Source organism: Streptomyces sp. NPDC091287 (genome assembly GCF_044768525.1).
Lineage (GTDB): Bacteria > Actinomycetota > Actinomycetes > Streptomycetales > Streptomycetaceae > Streptomyces.
This window is the reverse complement of sequence record NZ_JBIVUV010000022.1, coordinates 30774-46469: the sequence shown is the minus strand read 5'-3', so window position 1 is coordinate 46469 and position 15696 is coordinate 30774. Positions and strand designations below refer to the sequence as shown.

Sequence of the window (15696 nt, the reverse complement as noted above, 5' to 3'; positions counted from 1 at the left end):
TCGAACGCATAACAGCTTGGGGTTACAGCCGGAGCCCATTCAACTGCCGTCTGTGTGCGTTCTCTTGACACTTACGTTTCAGGAGTTTTACGTTCCTTGGCACTTGAGAGCGCTCTCGAACGCGCTCTTCCCCCCCCATGATCGAGGTGCTGCTCGTGCGAACCTCCCTCTCCAGACTCGCCTCCAGACCCGCCGCGGCGACGCTCCTGGCCATCGCCGTGGCCGCCGTGGGCCTGGGCCCCGCCGCATCGCCCGCGGCCGCCGCCACCATCCCCGCCGGCGCCGGCAGCTACTCCGACTCCCGCCCCGCCGGTACCTCGGGCCCGACCACCAACACCGGCGCGCCCGTCACCCCCAAACTCACCACCGCCGCACGGGACAAGCCGGTCCCGACCAACGACTGGTGGTCCTCGCTCGCCTACCAGCGCTACGGCGACAACCCGTACAGCACGCCCATGTACGGCCACCCCCTCACGTACCAGGCCAAAGCCTCCGGCCTGGAGGTCGGCTACCCGACCACGCCCGCGATCGTCGGCGACGGCCGCCAGTACGAGTACGCCCACAAGGCCGACCTCACCGTCGGCCTCAGCGGTCTGAACTCGCCCGACACCAAGGCCGACGCCTGGTCCGACTGGACGGTCACGCCCTACTGGGCCGACGGCTCCCGCACCTTCCGGGCCACCATCGGCCACGGCATGCCCTTCGTGTACGCCAAGGGCTCCGGCGGCGACGCCCGCATCACCACCGCCTCCGCGCCCACCGTCTTCTCCGACCAGGGCAACGTCCTCGGCATCACCGTCGCCGGACACCACTACGCCCTCTTCGCCCCGACCGGCAGCGACTGGAACGTCTCCGGCACCGCGATCACCGCGGGCCTCGGCGGGAAGGACTACTTCTCGCTCGCCGTGCTGCCCTCCACGGACGCGCTCGCGACGTACAAGAAGTACGCCTTCAGCTTCGTCACCGGCTCCCAGGTGGCCTGGCAGTCCACCGGCGGCAACGTGCGGGCGACCTACAGCCTGACGACCGAGGCCAAGGAGGGCACCGAACGCGGCACGCTCCAGGCCCTCTACCGCCACCAGTGGCTGCACACCACCGACGCGCTGACCCCTTACACGTACGTGTCGCCGCGCGGCACGATGAAGGTGCGTGAGTCCGCCACCTTCACCACCAGCCAGAAGAACAACGGCGTCGTGCCCGCGCTGCCCGCCTCCAGCGGCGTCGACAAGGCCCGGCTGACCGGCTACCTCAACGAGGTCGCCAACGCCTCCGACCCGTTCTCCGGTGCCGCCGACACCTACTGGACCGGCAAGGCGCTCGGCCGCCTCGCCCAGCTGGTGCCCGTCGCCGACCAGATCGGCCAGACCGCCACCCGCGACAAGCTCCTCGGCCTGATGAAGGGCCGCCTCCAGGAGTGGTTCACGGCGGGCGGGGCCAGTGAGTTCAGCTACGACAAGGACTGGAAGACCCTCACCGGCTACCCGGCCTCGTACGGCAGCGACACCGAGCTCAACGACCACCACTTCCACTACAGCTACTACGTCTACGCGGCGGCGATCATCGCCCAGTACGACCAGGCCTGGGTCGCCGACTCGGCCTGGGGCACGATGATCAAGCACCTGATCCGCGACACCGCCAACGCCAGCCGCACCGACTCCGCCTACCCGTTCCTGCGCGGCTTCGACGTGTACGCGGGCCACAGCTGGGCCTCCGGCCACCAGGGCTTCGCGGCGGGCAACAACCAGGAGTCCTCATCGGAGTCCATCAACCTCAGCGCCGGCCTGGTGCTCTTCGGCTCGGCCACCGGCGACAACAACCTCCGCGACCTCGGCAGCTACCTGCTGACCACCGAGTCCGAGGCGATCACCCAGTACTGGTTCGACGCCTCGCAGCAGGTCTTCCCCGCCTCCTTCGGCCACGACACGGTCGGCATGGTCTGGGGCAGCGGCGGCGCGTACTCCACCTGGTGGACCGCCAACCCGGAGGAGATCCACGGCATCAACGTCCTCCCGGTGACCGGCGGTTCACTCCACCTGGCCCGGGAGAAGGCGGCCATCAAGCGGAACATCGCCGAGATGGAGCGCGAGAACGGCGGGCCCGCCCAGGAGTGGCGCGACCTGCTCTGGGAGTTCGAGTCGCTGTCCGACCCGGCGGCGGCGAAGGCCAAGTGGGACGGGGTCAACGGGAACTACACCCCGGAGCAGGGTGAGTCCAAGGCGCACACCTACCACTGGATCAACACCCTGAACACGGTCGGGGCGCCCGATATGACGGTCAGCGGCGACCTGCCCACCTCCGCCGTCTTCTCGAAGGACGGCACCCGCACCTACACCGCGCACAACCACGGCTCCACCGCCCGTACGGTCACCTTCTCCGACGGCAAGACCCTGTCGGTGCCGGCCCGTTCGACGGCGACGAGCACGGGCCCCGGCGGTAGCAACCCCGACCCGGAGGAGCCGGGCCCGTCCACCGGGAACACCTTCCGCCTCAAGTCCGGCGGTGTCCTCACCACCGCCACCACCGACCCGGCGGGCGCGGACACCGTCGCCTCGGCCGACGGCGTCAACCGGGACGGCACCCCGTACCGACCGACCGTCTACGAGGTGAAGAAGGTCAACGGCAAGGTCGCCTCCGGCGCGGCCACCGCGTTCCGCCTGCGGGTCGACGCGGGCACGAAGGTCGGGCTCGCCCCGCAGGTCCGGGTCAGCTACGACCTCACCGGCGACGGCACGTTCGACCGGGCCGAGACCTTCCGCTACTTCGCGACCGACCCGGTCAACGGGTGGGAGGAGTACACGCAGGCGTCCGGTGCGCAGGCTGTCACCGGGAGCCTGGGCGAACTGAGGAACGGCACGGTCCGCCTGGAGGTCTGGAACGCGCTCGGCAGCGGCACGTCCCAGGTGCAGACGGGCACGGACGCGGCCGTCCTGAAGATCCCGTACGTGTAGGCCGCGCGGGATCCCGTACGTGTGGGTCCGCGAGATCCTGTACGTGTGGGGCCGCGGGATCCCGTACGTGTGGGTCCGCGAGATCCTGTACGTGTGGGTCCGCGGGATCCCGTACGTGTGGGTCCGCGAGATCCTGTACGTGTGGGTCCGCGGGATCCCGTACGTATGGGTGCGGGATCCTGTACGTACGGGTCGCGCGGACCCATCCGGATCACCGGATAAGTGGCGGGATCCGTACGTGTAGGGCGTGACCGTACGGGCACGATTCGTGCGGCGGGTCTTCGGCTCCTCAGGGCGGAGGCCCGCCGCACTTCCGTGCTCGCGTGGCGGTCAGGCCGAGGCCCGTCGCACCAGGGTCGTCGGGGTGATCACCGAGTCGGGCGCCGGGCCGCCGCCCGTACGGTCCCGGTCCAGGCCGCGCAGCAGCAGGCGGGCCATCAGCCGGCCCTGCCCCTCGATGTCCTGGTTGACCGTGGTCAGCGGCGGATCGGTGGTCTCGGCCACCGAGTCCATGTCGTCGAACCCGACGATCGCCACCTGCTCCGGCACGGCCACTCCGCGCTCCCGCAGAACACGCAACGCACCCGACGCCATCAGGTCGTTGGCGACGAACACCGCGTCGAGGTCGGGCCGCCGCTCCAGCAGCTCCGCCATCGCCCGGGCCCCGCTCTCCACGGTGAACGCACCCTCGGCGACGAGCGTCGGGTCCACGTCCAGCAGGACGTCCCGGTAGCCGTCGAGGCGGTCCATCGCCGAGGTCTGGTCGGGCGGCCCGCCGATGTGCGCGATCCGCTCCCTCCCGAGGTCCTTCAGATACCGCACGGCCACCCGCGCGCCGCCCCGGTTGTCCGCGTCCACATACGGGACGGCCTGGTCCCCGGGATCGGCGGTCCAGCTGGGCCGGCCCCCGTACACCGTGGGTATCCCCGCCCGCCGGGTGATCGCGGGCAGCGGGTCGTCGGTGTGCAGCGAGAACGCGAGCGCCCCGTCGACGTGTCCGCCGGACAGATAGCGGGCGATCCGGTCGAAGTCTCCGGGCCCCTCCACCAGCAGCAGGACGAGTTGGGTGTCGTGGGCGGTCAGCTCCTTGCTGATGCCCCGGATCTGCTGGGAGAAGAAGGGGTCGGAGAAGATCCGTATCTCCGGCTCCGCGATGACGACGGCCACCGCTCCCGTCCGCCGGGTCACCAGGGTCCTGGCCGCGTGGTTCGGGATGTAGCCCAGCTCGTCGACCGCCTTGAGCACCTTGTCCACGAGCGGCTTGCGGACTCCGTCGCCCCCGTTGACGACCCGCGAGGCGGTGGCCCGCGACACCCCCGCACGTGCCGCGACGGCTTCCAGGGTGGGCCGGGACCCGGGGGACTGCTCGGGCAAGGCGGTCGCTCCTCGTCGACGGGGGCGGCGATACGCGGGCTGGTGCGTGGGGGTGCACGGGGTGCTGTGCGCGTGCTCGGTGTCGCCGCCGGATCGTCTACAGCCTAGCGCCGGGCGCCGACAGTCCTGAGAGCGCTTCCAGGGGAGGGGCGGAATGCGTGCGGGATCGGCCGGGGGAGGGGACGAGGAGGACCCCGGCGGCAGCTCGGCGGCGGCCGCGTGAAGGTAACCGTCGGTAGCGGTGAAGCGGTTGCCCGAACTGCGCCTCTTCCGGACCAACTGCGCGTTGGACACGCTGGGTATGCATGGCCATCACTCAGAGTGGAAGGTGTGCGGCATGGAAGCGATGGAGCGGCGCAGGTCGGCGGCGGACCGGGTGCGGGTGGCGGAGGACGCCGTGGAGCGGTTGAAGGAAGGGCTTGCGGAGTTCGGGGTGAAGCTGCCGTCCCTGCGGATCGATCCGGTCTCGTGTTCGGGTGACGAACCGGCGCCCCTGGTCGACCTGGGCCGCTGCAACATCGACACCGCGTTGCGGCTGTGCGAGGTGCTGGCGGAGAAGGAGAGCGGTCATGACGGGTGACGGATATGGGCCGGGTGTGCCCGAGGCGGGCGGGTTCGCGGTGGACGCGCGGGACGGGCGGGTCGGCCGGGTGACGGGCCGGTCCGGGCCGAACGTGCGGCTGCGGCCGCCCGGTGGCGGGCCGGAGTGGGAATGCCCGCCGGAGGCGGTGCGGCCGGCGTCACCGGGAGTGGTGCTGCGGGCCCGGGTGACGGAGATCAACAGGGAGGGGCAGCTGCCGCGTTGAGGGCGGGCGGGACACCACGCACGAGGCGGCGGGGCCGGCCCCTCCTCGGGGTCGGGCCCGCCGCCGTTCGGGGGGGCGTACGCCGGGTCACATGACGCGGTACGCCAGGTAGTACGCGGACAGTTGCTCGTGGTAGCCCGGGTCGTCCGCCTGTCGGTGGCGGTCGAACTCCGGGGAGTCCTTGACCTGTTCCTTGGTGAGTTCGACGTAGACCTTCCGGTCCTCGGTGTCGATGCGCTTCACCGTGCCCGCGGGCAACAGGACGTCCTTGCCGAAGATCCAGACTCCGGTGTCGACGAGCAGATAGGCCGAACCCACCTCGTCGGAGTGCTTGTCGACCTTTCCGATACTGCCGTCGGTGGCCTCGACCGAATAGCCGGTCAGATCGGCGCCCGCGGTGTGTCCGCTCGACGGCTGATAGCCCCACAGGGAGTCGCTCATTGTGGCTCCTTTCGCGACGCGATTCAGCTCGTTCCTACGGTGGAATCTCTTCGTTGGCGATATTTCCGCTGACCTCCGTCTGCCCGGGGAACTGCGGGCTACACCTGGTCCGCCGACCGGTAAGGGAAGCGGGAGCGGGGCAGACGGAAATCCCTTGGGAAACCCCGAGGAGCACGAAACGGGAGCCGAACCGGAAACGCGTGATTCCGTTTACGCTTTCTCTGTACGGGGAGGGCCTCCGTGCATTCTCCGCCGATCGGAAAAGGGGATCATTCATGGTTGACGTCAGGCGCTCGTTCACCGTCGCGAGGCCGCTCGACCGGGTCGTGGCGTACCTCGCGGACTTCTCCCGGGCGAAGGAGTGGGACCCCGGCACGCAGGAGTGCGAACGGACCGACCTGCCCGGCGACGCCCCGGTCACCGCGGGGGCGACCTGGCACAACGTCTCCGAATTCCGGGGCCGGCGCACGGAGCTCACCTACCGGCTGGAGGTGAAGGAGCGCGACCGGCTGGTCTTCGTAGGGACGAACAAGACGGCCGAGTCCACGGACGACCTCACGTTCCAGGCCGACGGCGAGGGCGGGACCCGGATCACGTACCACGCCCACATCCGCTTCAAGGGCGTCGCCCGGCTCGCCGATCCCTTCCTGCGGCGCGAGTTCGAGAGGCTGGGCGACGAGATCACGCGCACCATGCCCCGGGCGATCCTCGGCCAAGACGGCGTGGGCGTGGACGAGGGCGGCGGGAGGGCTTGAGGCCGACCGGGCCCCGCGCCGGGGCGGGAGGCGTGCGTCGCCTGCGCGCGGCCACTCGTTCGTGGGACGCTGGGAGGAGCGGCGAACAGCCGTGAAACCTCCGATCTAGCCTCCTCGGCAAGGCCACGGAAGAAGGGACCCGCGATGACCGCAGCGTTCGTCGAGAACGGCCAGGCTTCGGATGGGCGCGCGTGGGACTACCTGCTGCAGACATGGCGTGAACTGGACGTGCCCGAGGGGTGGCGCGCCGAGATCGACGAGGGGCAGATCGTCTTGGTACCACCGCCGCACGCGCACCACAACGGCATTGCCGCCAAGGTCCAGCGAGGGCTCTACGCAACGCTGCCCGAGGACCTGGAGATCTACCAGACCCTCGGCGTCCACGTCGCCCCGCTCGGCAAGCTGTACGTCCCCGATCTGGTCGTCATGCCTACCGAGCTGATCGCGGCGGCCGATCCGGAGATCAGCGATCCGATGGACGCCTCGGAGGCCTTGCTCGTCGTCGAGATCACGTCGCGGGGCAACGCGCGGGAGGACCGCACCAAGAAGTACCGCGCGTATGCCCGCGCGGGAGTCCCGATGTACCTGTTGATCGACCGGTTCGACACCCGGGGACCGATGGCCACGCTGTTCACCGAACCGAACGAGGACGGCACGTACAAGCACACGGACGCGGCGCCGTTCGGCAAGCCGCTGGCCCTGCCGTCCCCGTTCGACGTGCAGCTGATGACGGGGGAGTTCCCGGGGCCCGGCGTCTAGGTCGGCAATCCCTTAGGGGGCGTCCGCCGACGGGCGGGTGACCACCTTGATGTTGAAGGTGTGGGAGCCGACCCCGCCCGCGATCCCCATGAAGAGGAACGCGAAGTGCTCCTGGCCGCGCGCCGTGGTGATGCCGCCGATGTCGAGCTGGGAGGACTCCGGCCACCCGAGGTCGGTGAGCAGTCGGCCGGTGGTGTGCTTGGCCTCGGTGTCGTCGCCGGAGAGGAAGACCGTGCCCGGCTCGGTGAGTTCGCCCGGGGCGGTCATGGTGGTGGAGTCCATCGTGCAGAGCGTCTTGACGACGGGCGTCAGCGGGAACGCCTCCTGGATCAGTTCGCCCAGGCTGCTGTTGGGGTGGGTGAGCGCGCTGAAGTCGTCGGAGAGGCCGACGCCGACGTCGATCAGCAGCGTGCCGGCCAGGGCCGGGGCCCCGATCGAGCGCAGCAGGTCCACGGAGACGCCGCCGGGAGTGGCGTTGACCAGGACCTCCGCGTGCGCGGCCGTCTCGTCGAGGCCGGCGACGGGCAGTCCGAGGCCGGTGCGTTCGTCGGGCCGACGTGATCCGAGGAGGACGTCGTGTCCTGCGGCGCGCCAGCCGTGGGCCAGGGCGCGGGCGACATTTCCGGTACCGAGAAGTCCTATACGCATGGGGGAGACGCTAGCCAGCGGGGCCCCGGGGCGTATCGGGCTGGAGACCGGGGCGGCACGGTCCCTGAGGCGTAGTCCGCAGGACACCCCTATGCGTAGGAAGGGCCCGGCAGGTGCTCCGCACCGGTCACGCCGCGGTACGGGCCACGAAGGCCACCTCTTCCTGTTCCCCGTCGAGGGCGATGCTGAGGGAGGCGTCCAGGGCGAGCGCCAGCCGCCGGAGCAGGAGCAGAGTGGGTACCGCGTCGGCGCCCTCGATGCGGGAGATCTTCGCCTGGGTCAGTCCCGCTCGCTCGGCGACATCCTTCTGGGACAGGCCGAGTTCCTTGCGGCGGTCGTACACCGCCTTGGCGAAGGCCATGGCGAGCCGGACTTCCGCGCGCTCGGCGCGGGTCTCCTCGGACTCGGTGAGCCCGGAGGCGAGTTCCTGTTCGCGCTTCAGCTTCCAGCGGCTGTGGTTCATGAGGTCTCCCTGCTCTCTCCGCGTGTGTACGTCGTGTGGGCCGGTTCGTGTTGGGCCTCGCACAGCGCCCGGGCCCGCACGGCTCGATCCACTTGGGCCGACTCCCGCATCCGCGTCTTGCGGAAGACAGTGAGGAGCACGATGCGGCGTTCCGGGGCGAACCAGTACGTGATCCTTGTGGCCTCGCCGTTCAGCGTCGGTCGAAGTTCGTACACTCCGTCCCGCAGGGGGCGACTGAACGGCATCGGAGTGCTTGTTCCCATCGAAGCGAGCAGGGCCGCGTACTCCTCCACTTTGCCGTAGTGCTTCTCGGGGAGAAGCTCCAGCCAGTCACGAAATTCGGGCTCTACCTCGATGACGTGCGTGTATGTCACGCACGGCACCATATTATGTCGTGGACGACATAATAGTCCGGTCCGGTTCGCTCCGCCTTTCCAGGTGAGTGCGGGACGTCAGGTTGACGCTTCTGTCGCCCCCCTGTGACCCCGGCCCTCGTAGGCCAACAGGACGCGGCGCAGGACGCCCCCGGTCTTCCCCCGCCCGTCGGGACGGGTGGGGGAAGACCGGGGGCAGGTCGGCAGGTCGAGGACCGGGTCAGACTCCGGCCGGGGTTCTGGCCGGGGAGGTGCCGGGGTCGGTGCCGTCGGAGTCGGGGCCATCGGGGGTGGCCGGAGTGGTGGTGGGGTGGGTGTTGCCCTGGGCGGCGACCGTGGACGGGGCCGGTTCCTGGGAGACGTTGAACTCGGCCAGCAGGTCCTTGCCGAAGCCGAAGAAGTACGTCGCGACGAATCCGGCGACATAGCCGACGAGCAGGCCGCCCGCGTAGATCGCGATCGTCGAGCCCAGGCCGTGGTTGCCGTCGAGGAGGGGGAACAGGGCCCAGCCGGACGGGCCGATGGCCGTCGAGCCGACCGTGTCGCCGAGCTGGTTGAACAGGCCGACGAAGCCCGCGCCGAACGCGCCGCCGACGCACGCCGTGACGAACGGGCGGCCGAGGGGGAGCGAGACGCCGTAGATCAGGGGTTCGCCCACGCCCAGCAGGCCCGCCGGGAGCGCGGACTTGATGGTGCGGCGGATCGACTCGTTGCGGGGGAGGCGGAAGTAGACGGCCACGGCCGCGCCCACCTGGCCCGCACCGGCCATCGCGAGGATCGGGAGCAGGACGGTGTAGCCCTGCTGCTCGATGAGCGTGGTGTGGATCGGGATCAGCGCCTGGTGCAGGCCCAGCATGACCAGGGGCAGGAACAGGCCGCCGAGCACGAAGCCCGCGCCCGCGCCGCCGTTGGACAGCAGCCAGTCGGCGAACGTACCGATTGCGGAGGACACCTCGCCCGCCACGTACATCAGGCCGAAGATCGTCACCAGGCCGGAGATCAGCACCGTCAGCGTCGGGGTGACCAGGACGTCCAGCGCCTCCGGTACCCACCGGCGGCACCACTTCTCCACGTACACGGCGAGGACCGCCGCGCCCAGCGCGCCGAGCACACCGCCCTGACCGGGGGAGAGCGTCTGGCCGAAGGCGTCGATGTTCGCGACGCCCGGGAAGACGATGATCGCCGCCACCGCACCGCCCAGGATCGGCGTACCGCCGAACTCCTTCGCCGTGTTGTAGCCCACGAACACCGCGATCAGCGCCATGAAGCCGGACGCCATCGCCGCCAGCGCGGGCGTCACGGCGGGCAGCCACTGGAGGTTCACCAGCAGGCCGTTGAGGCCCGCGATGATCCCGCAGCCGATGAGCGCCGGGATCAGCGGCACGAAGATGTTGGCGATCTTGCGCAGGAACAGCTTGAACGGGGTGGCGTTCCTCGCCTTCCGCTGGGCCTTGATCGCCGCGCCCTGGGCCGCCAGTTCCTCGGCGGAGACGGGGGCCGTACCGGGCTCGGGGGCCGGTTCGGGAGCGGCTTCGCGGGCCTCGTCGACCAGCTGCTCGAACTCCGGGGTGACCCGGGCGACCGTGCCCGGGCCCAGCACGATCTGGTACGTGTCGTCGTCGACGACGCCCATCACGGCGGGCAGGGCCTTCAGCGCCTCGTCGTCGACGAGGGACCGGTCGTGCAGACCGAGGCGGAGCCGGGTCATGCAGTGGGCGATGGAGGCGACGTTCGCCGCGCCGCCGACGAGCGGCAGGATCGCGGCGGCGGTGGCGCGGTTCTTGTCTTCTGTGGCCATGGTGCTTGGTGCCTTGCTGTGCGGGGGGTGGGGCGGGGTACCCGGGTGGGTCAGGTGGTGCGTACGGCCGTGAGGGCGGCGCGGAGGTGGCCGTCCGCCTCGGTGAGGCGGGCGGCGGCGGTGGGGCCGTCGACCTGGCCGAGGATGACCAGGATCGCGTTCTTGACCTCGCCGTCGGTGGCGGCGAGTGCGGCCTCGATCTCGGCGTCGGACGCGCCGGTGGCCAGGGAGACGATGTGCCGGGAGCGGGCCCGCAGCTTCTCGTTGGAAGCGCGGACGTCGACCATGAGATTCCCGTACGTCTTGCCGAGCCGGATCATCGTGATCGTCGAGATCATGTTGAGGACGAGCTTCTGGGCCGTGCCCGCCTTCAGCCGGGTCGAGCCGGTGAGCAGCTCGGGGCCGACGACGACCTCCAGGCCGTGTTCGGCGGCGGCGCCGAGCGCGGAGCCGGCGTTGCAGGAGAGCCCGATGGTCAGGGCGCCCCGCTCGCGGGCGTGCTCGACGGCGCCGATCGCGTACGGCGTGCGGCCGGAGGCGGAGATGCCGACCACCGTGTCGTCGGCGTTCAGCTTCAGTCCGTCGAGGTCGGCGGCGGCCAGCTCCTTGCTGTCCTCCGCGCCCTCGACGGCCGTGACCATGGCGGAGGGGCCGCCCGCGATCAGGCCGATGACCTCGGACGGGTCGGTGTTGAAGGTGGGCGGGCACTCGCTGGCGTCCAGCACCCCGAGGCGGCCCGCGGTGCCCGCGCCCGCGTAGATCAGCCGGCCGCCGCGGGCCATGCGCTCGGCGGTGGCGTCGATGGCCGCGGCGATCTGCGGCAGCCGCTCGGCGACGGCGGCCGGGACGGTGGCGTCCTCGCCGTTCATGATCCGGGCGATCTCCCGCGTGGGCTGCCGGTCGATCTCGGCCAGCTCGGGGCGGAACGCCTCGGTGGTGAGGGTGGCCAGCTGGGCGCGGAGTTCGCCGTAGGTCTCGGTGGAGCCGGTGGGGCTGGCGGGGCTCGTGGGGCCGGTGGCGCCGGGGGTGTCGGTGTTCGCGTCGGTGGTGGAGGTCATGAGGTGCGGCTCAGCTTTCTCGGTGTTCTCGGTCGCGTGCGCGTACGGGTGGTGCGGGGCCGTTGCCGGGGCGGTCAGCGGGTGCGCGGGTTGTGGCGGTGGGCGAGCGCCTCGTAGGAGGCGGCCAGGGCGGGCGCGGCGGTCTCGTACGTCCGCTGCGCGACGCCTATGAACAGGCAGTCCACGACGAGCAGCTGGCTGGTGCGGCTCGACATGGCGGCGGGGCGCAGCTCGCTCTCGCGCGCGGTGGACGTGGTCAGCACGTGGTCCGCGTACTGCGTCACGGGCCCGTCGGGCCGTCCGGTGATCGCGATCGTCGTCGCCCCGCGGTCGAAGGCGACCCGCAGCGGCTCGATGACGTCGCCGGTGGAGCCGGAGTGCGTGATCGCGATGGCCACGTCGCCGGCGCGCAGCTGCACGGCGTTGGTCACCGCGAGGTGCGGGTCCATGTGGGCGTGGGCGATCAGCCCGATCCGGAGCAGCTTCTGCGCCAGGTCCTGGCCGACGAGGGAGGACGCGCCGACGCCGTAGACGTCGATGCGGCGGGCGGTCGACGCGGCGGCGACGGCGGCCCCCAGCTGTACGGTGTCGAGCCCGGCGGCGGTGTCGGCGAGGGTCTGCTGCTCGTCGTAGGCGAGCTTGGCGACCACGTCGGCGATCGGGTCGTCCACCGCGATGTCGGCGGTGACGGCGGGGGCCCGGCCGGACTCCTGGTGCGCGGCGAGGCCGGCCAGCGCGAGGCGCAGATCCCGGTAGCCGGGGTAGCCGAGGAGCCGCGCGGTACGGACGACGGTGGCTTCACTGGTGCCGGTGAGCTCGGCGAGACCGGTGACGGTGAGGGCGGCGCACCCGGCCGGGTCGCCCGCCACGGCTTCGGCGACCAGCTGCATCGAGCGGGTCATGGAGGGGGCGAGGGTCCGGACCTTGGCGGCGAGGGCCGCGGGGGCCGGCGGGGAGTCGCCGCTGAAAATTTCCTTCACGTCACTGGTCACATCTGAAAGATATTTTCAACCTCGGGGTCCGTCAACCCCTCTTTGGTCCCTACCTCTGGCGGGGCCGCCACCGGCGCCTGAAGGGGTGCCGATGGGAGCCGCCGTGGCCTTACCCGCGCGGGCGCACAATGGGGGCATGGAGTTGAACCCCCTGGAGCAGGCCCTGCACACCGCCCGCGCGCTCGTCATGGCCGACCTGGCGGCGGGCGGCGTCGCGGAGGCGGACATCGTCTCGCTGGTCGAGGACGCGGTGACGCACCGCCGCTGGTGGGTGGAGCAGTGGCCCGAGGGGGCGGAGTTCGTGGCCGGTCTCGTCGCCCAGGACGTGCAGGACGCGCTGCTGGAGCGGTACGGGCGGTGGCCGCTGTGCCCCGCGTGCTCGGCGGAGGAGGAGCCGCACGCGCTGGACGTGGAGCCGGAGCTCGGGCCCGACCCGCACTGGGTGTGCACCAAGGCGGCCGTGGCGGTGGCGCCGGTGGGGGCGCTGGGCGAGGTGCTGCGGCGGTGACGCTCTACATCGACCCGCCCACCTGGCCCGGACACGGCCGCCTCTGGTCACACCTGGTCAGCGATGTGTCGTTCGAGGAGCTGCATGCCTTCGCCGCCGGGATCGGCTGCCCGCCGCGCGCCTTCGAGCGCGACCACTACGACGTGCCTCAGGCGCACTACGCGGACGCGGTGCGGGCCGGGGCGCGGGAGATCGGCTCGAAGGAGCTGGTCAGGCGCCTGACGGACGCGGGGCTGAGGAGGCCGAAGGGGCGGCCGGCGCCGGGCGGCCGTCCTTAGGGGACTCAGGGGCCGCCGCGCTCTTCGCGATCAGCCGCGAACGCGACCGGCCGCTCCCGCCGCCGCGCTGGAGGTGCAGCGCCACCCCCACCGCCGCCAGGGCCAGGGCCGTCATCGCGGCGCCCGCCCACGCCGTGGACGCGAAGCCGAAGTCCAGGTCGATCACCGTGCCGCCGAGCCACGGGCCGCTCGTGTTGCCCAGGTTGAACGCCGCCGTCGTGGTGGCCCCGGCCAGCGTCGGAGCGGCTCCGGCCACGTTGAACATCCGGGCGTTCAGCGCGGGGGCCGTGAAGAAGGCGGACAGGCCCAGCAGGAACGCCAGCGCGATGACCGCGACCTGGCTGGAGGCGAAGAGGGCCAGCGCCACCAGGAACACCGTGGACGCCGTGATGCCGCTCAGCAGCACCCCGAAGAGGTGCGCGTCCGCGACCCGGCCGCCGATCATGGTGCCGATCAGCGCACCCGCACCGAACAGGCCGAGGATCCACGGCACCCAGCCGGAGTCCAGGCCCGCCACGTCCGTGAGCAGCGGCGCCAGGTAGCTGAACGCGCAGAACACCCCGCCCGCCGCGAGCGCGGTGATCACGATGGCCAGCCAGACCTGCCGGTCCCGGTAGATCGCCAGCTCCCGCTTCAGCTCGGGCTTCTTCTCGGGCAGCGGGATGTGCGGGATGCGTGTGGCGACGCCGACCAGGGCCACCGCCGAGGCCGCGCCGACCGCCCAGAACGCCGAACGCCAGCCGAAGTGCTCGCCGAGGAAGGCCCCCAGCGGCACGCCCAGCACGTTCGCGACGGACAGGCCGCCGATCATCACGGCCATCGCCCGCGCCCGCTGGTTCACCGGGACCATCGCGATGGCCACGGCCGCGCCGACCGCCCAGAAGCCCGCGCAGGCGAGTGCGCTCAGGACCCGGGAGACGAAGAGGATCTCGTACGTCGGGGCCAGCGCACCGGCGATCTGGCCGAGGCCGAACACCGAGATCAGCGCGATCAGCGTGGTGCGGCGCGGCAGCCGGAGCGTGGCGACGGCGAGCAGCGGGGCGCCGACCACCATGCCGATCGCGAACGCGGATATGAGGAGCCCGGCCTGCGGGATCGACACGTTCATGTCGTCGGCGATGGGCGGGAGCAGGCCCGACAGCATGAACTCGCTGGTGCCGAGTGCGAAGACCGAGAGGCCGAGAATGTATACGGCCAGCGGCATGGGTGCGCGGCGGGAGGGAGAGTCGGGCATGACTCGTCCCAACGCCGGAGAACGCTTCCGCATTCCCGGCGCCGGGAGGGGGACGTGCCTGTTCACGCCCCCGTCACGTCCCCGTCACGTCACCGGGGGACGCCGACGGGATCGTCCTGGCAGCACCGGTGAGACCGTCCCTCCCCGTCGTGGTCACGACGGGGAGGGACGGCTCAGTCCGTTGCGGTGATCGTGTCCATGACGTCCTCGGCGTGGTAGTACGCGCGTCCCGAGGCGCGGTACCGACGCCAGGAGTGCTTGCTGGCCAGCCAGTAGACGGTTCCCTTCGGAAGTTGCCAGATGGTGGCGATGTCGGACACGCTCAGGCCCCCCACCGCGTCGCCGTGAGGGTTCGCCGCAAGTGCGCCCACTGCCGTGGCTGCCATGTGTGCTCCTCGTTCTTGTCGCAGCTGATGTCGGAAAGCACCCGTGTCCGGGCGAGCAGGCTGCCGTCGCAGCCCTGGTGCGTGCAGCTCCCCACCACCCGCCCACGGGGGCGCGGGGGGGGGGGGGGGGGGGGGGGGGGGGGGGGGGGGCGGTGAGGGCGGTCAGATGGAAGCGCAGGCCGGCGATCTCATCGGTGAAGTCCTGGGAAGCCGGATGCTTCGCGAGCCACTCGGCGTGTGCGGTGAGGAACACGGCCATGGCCGCGACGGTGCGCTCGGGGGGTTGTACCGCGCGTTCTCCCGCTGTCAGAGCGCACCATGAGGCCAGTACCGACCGGGTGGAGGCCCGTACCTCCACGGCGTGTTCGTTCAGTGGGATGCCGGGCCTGGAGCTTCCCGACACCCGCTCAGCCGTAGGGGACGAGGCGGCCACCAGCGCCTGGGCGCTCTCCTCGTACAGGGCGGGAAGTCCGCGCAGCAGCAGCGTCGTCCGTGAGGGAGACGCCGAGGGCGGCGGCCGGTCGACATGGCCGGCTCCGGAGGGGGGTGGTGCCGTATCCGTGGGGCGGAGCACGGCGGAGGGGTTGGACATGTCGATCCCTTCGGCGCGGGTGCGGGAAGCGTTGCCCGGGAGCGTGGCCGGTGTGGCGCAGCCGTGCCCCCGGCTGCGTCGCACCGTCGTCCATGCCGCTATGGATGCGCTATCGGTGGGCTTTCGGCGCTGATCGCTGCCGGGCTCCGGAGCGATAGCGATCCAAAGGCGGGCCGCTGTTGAGTGTGCTCACACCACGACGGACGGTGATCCGGCCAGGCCGCATCACCAGCAGAGAGAGCGGGAAATCTCATGCGCATGACCATTCTTCGCAGCATCCGG

General features: G+C 71.2%; 17 protein-coding genes. 7 read left to right on the top strand and 10 right to left on the bottom strand.

Annotation, left to right across the window (positions count from 1 at the left end):
• Positions 1 to 137 precede the first annotated feature (137 nt).
• Positions 138 to 2948, top strand: a complete 2811-nt coding sequence (locus ACIQRW_RS31755) for a glycosyl hydrolase (protein ID WP_403766880.1) — start codon at positions 138 to 140, stop codon at positions 2946 to 2948.
• A 330-nt stretch (positions 2949 to 3278) separates the two neighbouring features.
• Here ACIQRW_RS31755 and ACIQRW_RS31750 read toward each other — a convergent pair whose 3' ends face one another.
• Positions 3279 to 4322: a LacI family DNA-binding transcriptional regulator gene (locus tag ACIQRW_RS31750; RefSeq protein ID WP_403766877.1), complete on the bottom strand. Its 1044-nt coding sequence runs from the start codon at positions 4320 to 4322 to the stop codon at positions 3279 to 3281.
• A gap of 337 nt (positions 4323 to 4659) precedes the next feature.
• Here ACIQRW_RS31750 and ACIQRW_RS31745 point away from each other — a divergent pair, with 337 nt between their 5' ends.
• Positions 4660 to 4902: a hypothetical protein gene (locus tag ACIQRW_RS31745; protein ID WP_403766874.1), complete on the top strand. Its 243-nt coding sequence runs from the start codon at positions 4660 to 4662 to the stop codon at positions 4900 to 4902.
• On the top strand, positions 4892 to 5128 hold the full coding sequence (locus ACIQRW_RS31740) for a hypothetical protein (protein ID WP_403766872.1): 237 nt from the start codon (positions 4892 to 4894) through the stop codon (positions 5126 to 5128). Before ACIQRW_RS31745 ends, ACIQRW_RS31740 begins: the two co-directional genes overlap by 11 nt.
• An 87-nt stretch (positions 5129 to 5215) precedes the next feature.
• Here ACIQRW_RS31740 and ACIQRW_RS31735 read toward each other — a convergent pair whose 3' ends face one another.
• Positions 5216 to 5569 (bottom strand): PRC-barrel domain-containing protein, encoded by a 354-nt coding sequence (locus tag ACIQRW_RS31735; RefSeq protein ID WP_403766869.1) that lies wholly within the window; start codon positions 5567 to 5569, stop codon positions 5216 to 5218.
• A 275-nt stretch (positions 5570 to 5844) separates the two neighbouring features.
• Here ACIQRW_RS31735 and ACIQRW_RS31730 point away from each other — a divergent pair, with 275 nt between their 5' ends.
• Together ACIQRW_RS31730 and ACIQRW_RS31725 are read left to right on the top strand one after the other, a co-directional pair.
• Positions 5845 to 6324, top strand: coding sequence for an SRPBCC family protein (locus ACIQRW_RS31730; RefSeq protein ID WP_403766866.1), 480 nt, complete (start codon positions 5845 to 5847; stop codon positions 6322 to 6324).
• A 144-nt stretch (positions 6325 to 6468) separates the two neighbouring features.
• Positions 6469 to 7083, top strand: a complete 615-nt coding sequence (locus ACIQRW_RS31725) for a Uma2 family endonuclease (protein ID WP_403766863.1) — start codon at positions 6469 to 6471, stop codon at positions 7081 to 7083.
• A 12-nt stretch (positions 7084 to 7095) separates the two neighbouring features.
• Here ACIQRW_RS31725 and ACIQRW_RS31720 read toward each other — a convergent pair whose 3' ends face one another.
• From ACIQRW_RS31720 to ACIQRW_RS31695, 6 genes are all read right to left on the bottom strand, one after another.
• Positions 7096 to 7731, bottom strand: a complete 636-nt coding sequence (locus tag ACIQRW_RS31720) for an NADPH-dependent F420 reductase (protein WP_403766860.1) — start codon at positions 7729 to 7731, stop codon at positions 7096 to 7098.
• 127 nt (positions 7732 to 7858) lie between these two features.
• A complete protein-coding gene (locus tag ACIQRW_RS31715; RefSeq protein ID WP_403766857.1) occupies positions 7859 to 8194 on the bottom strand; it encodes a helix-turn-helix domain-containing protein in 336 nt (111 codons plus the stop codon).
• On the bottom strand, positions 8191 to 8568 hold the full coding sequence (locus ACIQRW_RS31710) for a type II toxin-antitoxin system RelE/ParE family toxin (RefSeq protein ID WP_403766854.1): 378 nt from the start codon (positions 8566 to 8568) through the stop codon (positions 8191 to 8193). Before ACIQRW_RS31710 ends, ACIQRW_RS31715 begins: the two co-directional genes overlap by 4 nt.
• Positions 8569 to 8788: 220 nt before the next feature.
• Positions 8789 to 10366, bottom strand: coding sequence for a PTS transporter subunit EIIC (locus ACIQRW_RS31705; protein WP_403766851.1), 1578 nt, complete (start codon positions 10364 to 10366; stop codon positions 8789 to 8791).
• Positions 10367 to 10416: 50 nt separating this feature from the next.
• Complete coding sequence (gene murQ, locus ACIQRW_RS31700) at positions 10417 to 11424, bottom strand: N-acetylmuramic acid 6-phosphate etherase (protein WP_403766848.1); 1008 nt, start codon at positions 11422 to 11424, stop codon at positions 10417 to 10419.
• A gap of 74 nt (positions 11425 to 11498) precedes the next feature.
• On the bottom strand, positions 11499 to 12416 hold the full coding sequence (locus tag ACIQRW_RS31695) for a MurR/RpiR family transcriptional regulator (protein WP_361332998.1): 918 nt from the start codon (positions 12414 to 12416) through the stop codon (positions 11499 to 11501).
• Positions 12417 to 12552: 136 nt separating this feature from the next.
• Here ACIQRW_RS31695 and ACIQRW_RS31690 point away from each other — a divergent pair, with 136 nt between their 5' ends.
• Positions 12553 to 12924, top strand: coding sequence for a hypothetical protein (locus tag ACIQRW_RS31690; RefSeq protein ID WP_403766845.1), 372 nt, complete (start codon positions 12553 to 12555; stop codon positions 12922 to 12924).
• Positions 12921 to 13202: a DUF4031 domain-containing protein gene (locus ACIQRW_RS31685; protein ID WP_403766842.1), complete on the top strand. Its 282-nt coding sequence runs from the start codon at positions 12921 to 12923 to the stop codon at positions 13200 to 13202. Before ACIQRW_RS31690 ends, ACIQRW_RS31685 begins: the two co-directional genes overlap by 4 nt.
• Here the strand turns inward: ACIQRW_RS31685 and ACIQRW_RS31680 are convergent.
• Positions 13135 to 14406, bottom strand: a complete 1272-nt coding sequence (locus ACIQRW_RS31680; RefSeq protein WP_403767177.1) for a Cmx/CmrA family chloramphenicol efflux MFS transporter — start codon at positions 14404 to 14406, stop codon at positions 13135 to 13137. The genes ACIQRW_RS31685 and ACIQRW_RS31680 overlap by 68 nt on opposite strands.
• A gap of 203 nt (positions 14407 to 14609) precedes the next feature.
• Positions 14610 to 14822, bottom strand: a complete 213-nt coding sequence (locus ACIQRW_RS31675; protein WP_403766838.1) for a hypothetical protein — start codon at positions 14820 to 14822, stop codon at positions 14610 to 14612.
• Between the last annotated feature and the right edge of the window lie 874 nt (positions 14823 to 15696).

Bases quoted from the DNA above. Each gene is read 5' to 3' on its own strand.
- ACIQRW_RS31730 (WP_403766866.1), top strand. From the start codon at position 5,845: ATGGTTGACGTCAGGCGCTCGTTCACCGTCGCGAGGCCGCTCGACCGG.
- ACIQRW_RS31715 (WP_403766857.1), bottom strand. From the start codon at position 8,194: ATGAACCACAGCCGCTGGAAGCTGAAGCGCGAACAGGAACTCGCCTCC.
- ACIQRW_RS31675 (WP_403766838.1), bottom strand. From the start codon at position 14,822: ATGGCAGCCACGGCAGTGGGCGCACTTGCGGCGAACCCTCACGGCGAC.
- ACIQRW_RS31690 (WP_403766845.1), top strand. From the start codon at position 12,553: ATGGAGTTGAACCCCCTGGAGCAGGCCCTGCACACCGCCCGCGCGCTC.
- ACIQRW_RS31705 (WP_403766851.1), bottom strand. From the start codon at position 10,366: ATGGCCACAGAAGACAAGAACCGCGCCACCGCCGCCGCGATCCTGCCG.
- ACIQRW_RS31680 (WP_403767177.1), bottom strand. From the start codon at position 14,406: ATGCCGCTGGCCGTATACATTCTCGGCCTCTCGGTCTTCGCACTCGGC.
- ACIQRW_RS31745 (WP_403766874.1), top strand. From the start codon at position 4,660: ATGGAAGCGATGGAGCGGCGCAGGTCGGCGGCGGACCGGGTGCGGGTG.
- murQ (WP_403766848.1), bottom strand. From the start codon at position 11,424: ATGACCTCCACCACCGACGCGAACACCGACACCCCCGGCGCCACCGGC.
- ACIQRW_RS31735 (WP_403766869.1), bottom strand. From the start codon at position 5,569: ATGAGCGACTCCCTGTGGGGCTATCAGCCGTCGAGCGGACACACCGCG.
- ACIQRW_RS31720 (WP_403766860.1), bottom strand. From the start codon at position 7,731: ATGCGTATAGGACTTCTCGGTACCGGAAATGTCGCCCGCGCCCTGGCC.
- ACIQRW_RS31755 (WP_403766880.1), top strand. From the start codon at position 138: ATGATCGAGGTGCTGCTCGTGCGAACCTCCCTCTCCAGACTCGCCTCC.
- ACIQRW_RS31740 (WP_403766872.1), top strand. From the start codon at position 4,892: ATGACGGGTGACGGATATGGGCCGGGTGTGCCCGAGGCGGGCGGGTTC.
- ACIQRW_RS31725 (WP_403766863.1), top strand. From the start codon at position 6,469: ATGACCGCAGCGTTCGTCGAGAACGGCCAGGCTTCGGATGGGCGCGCG.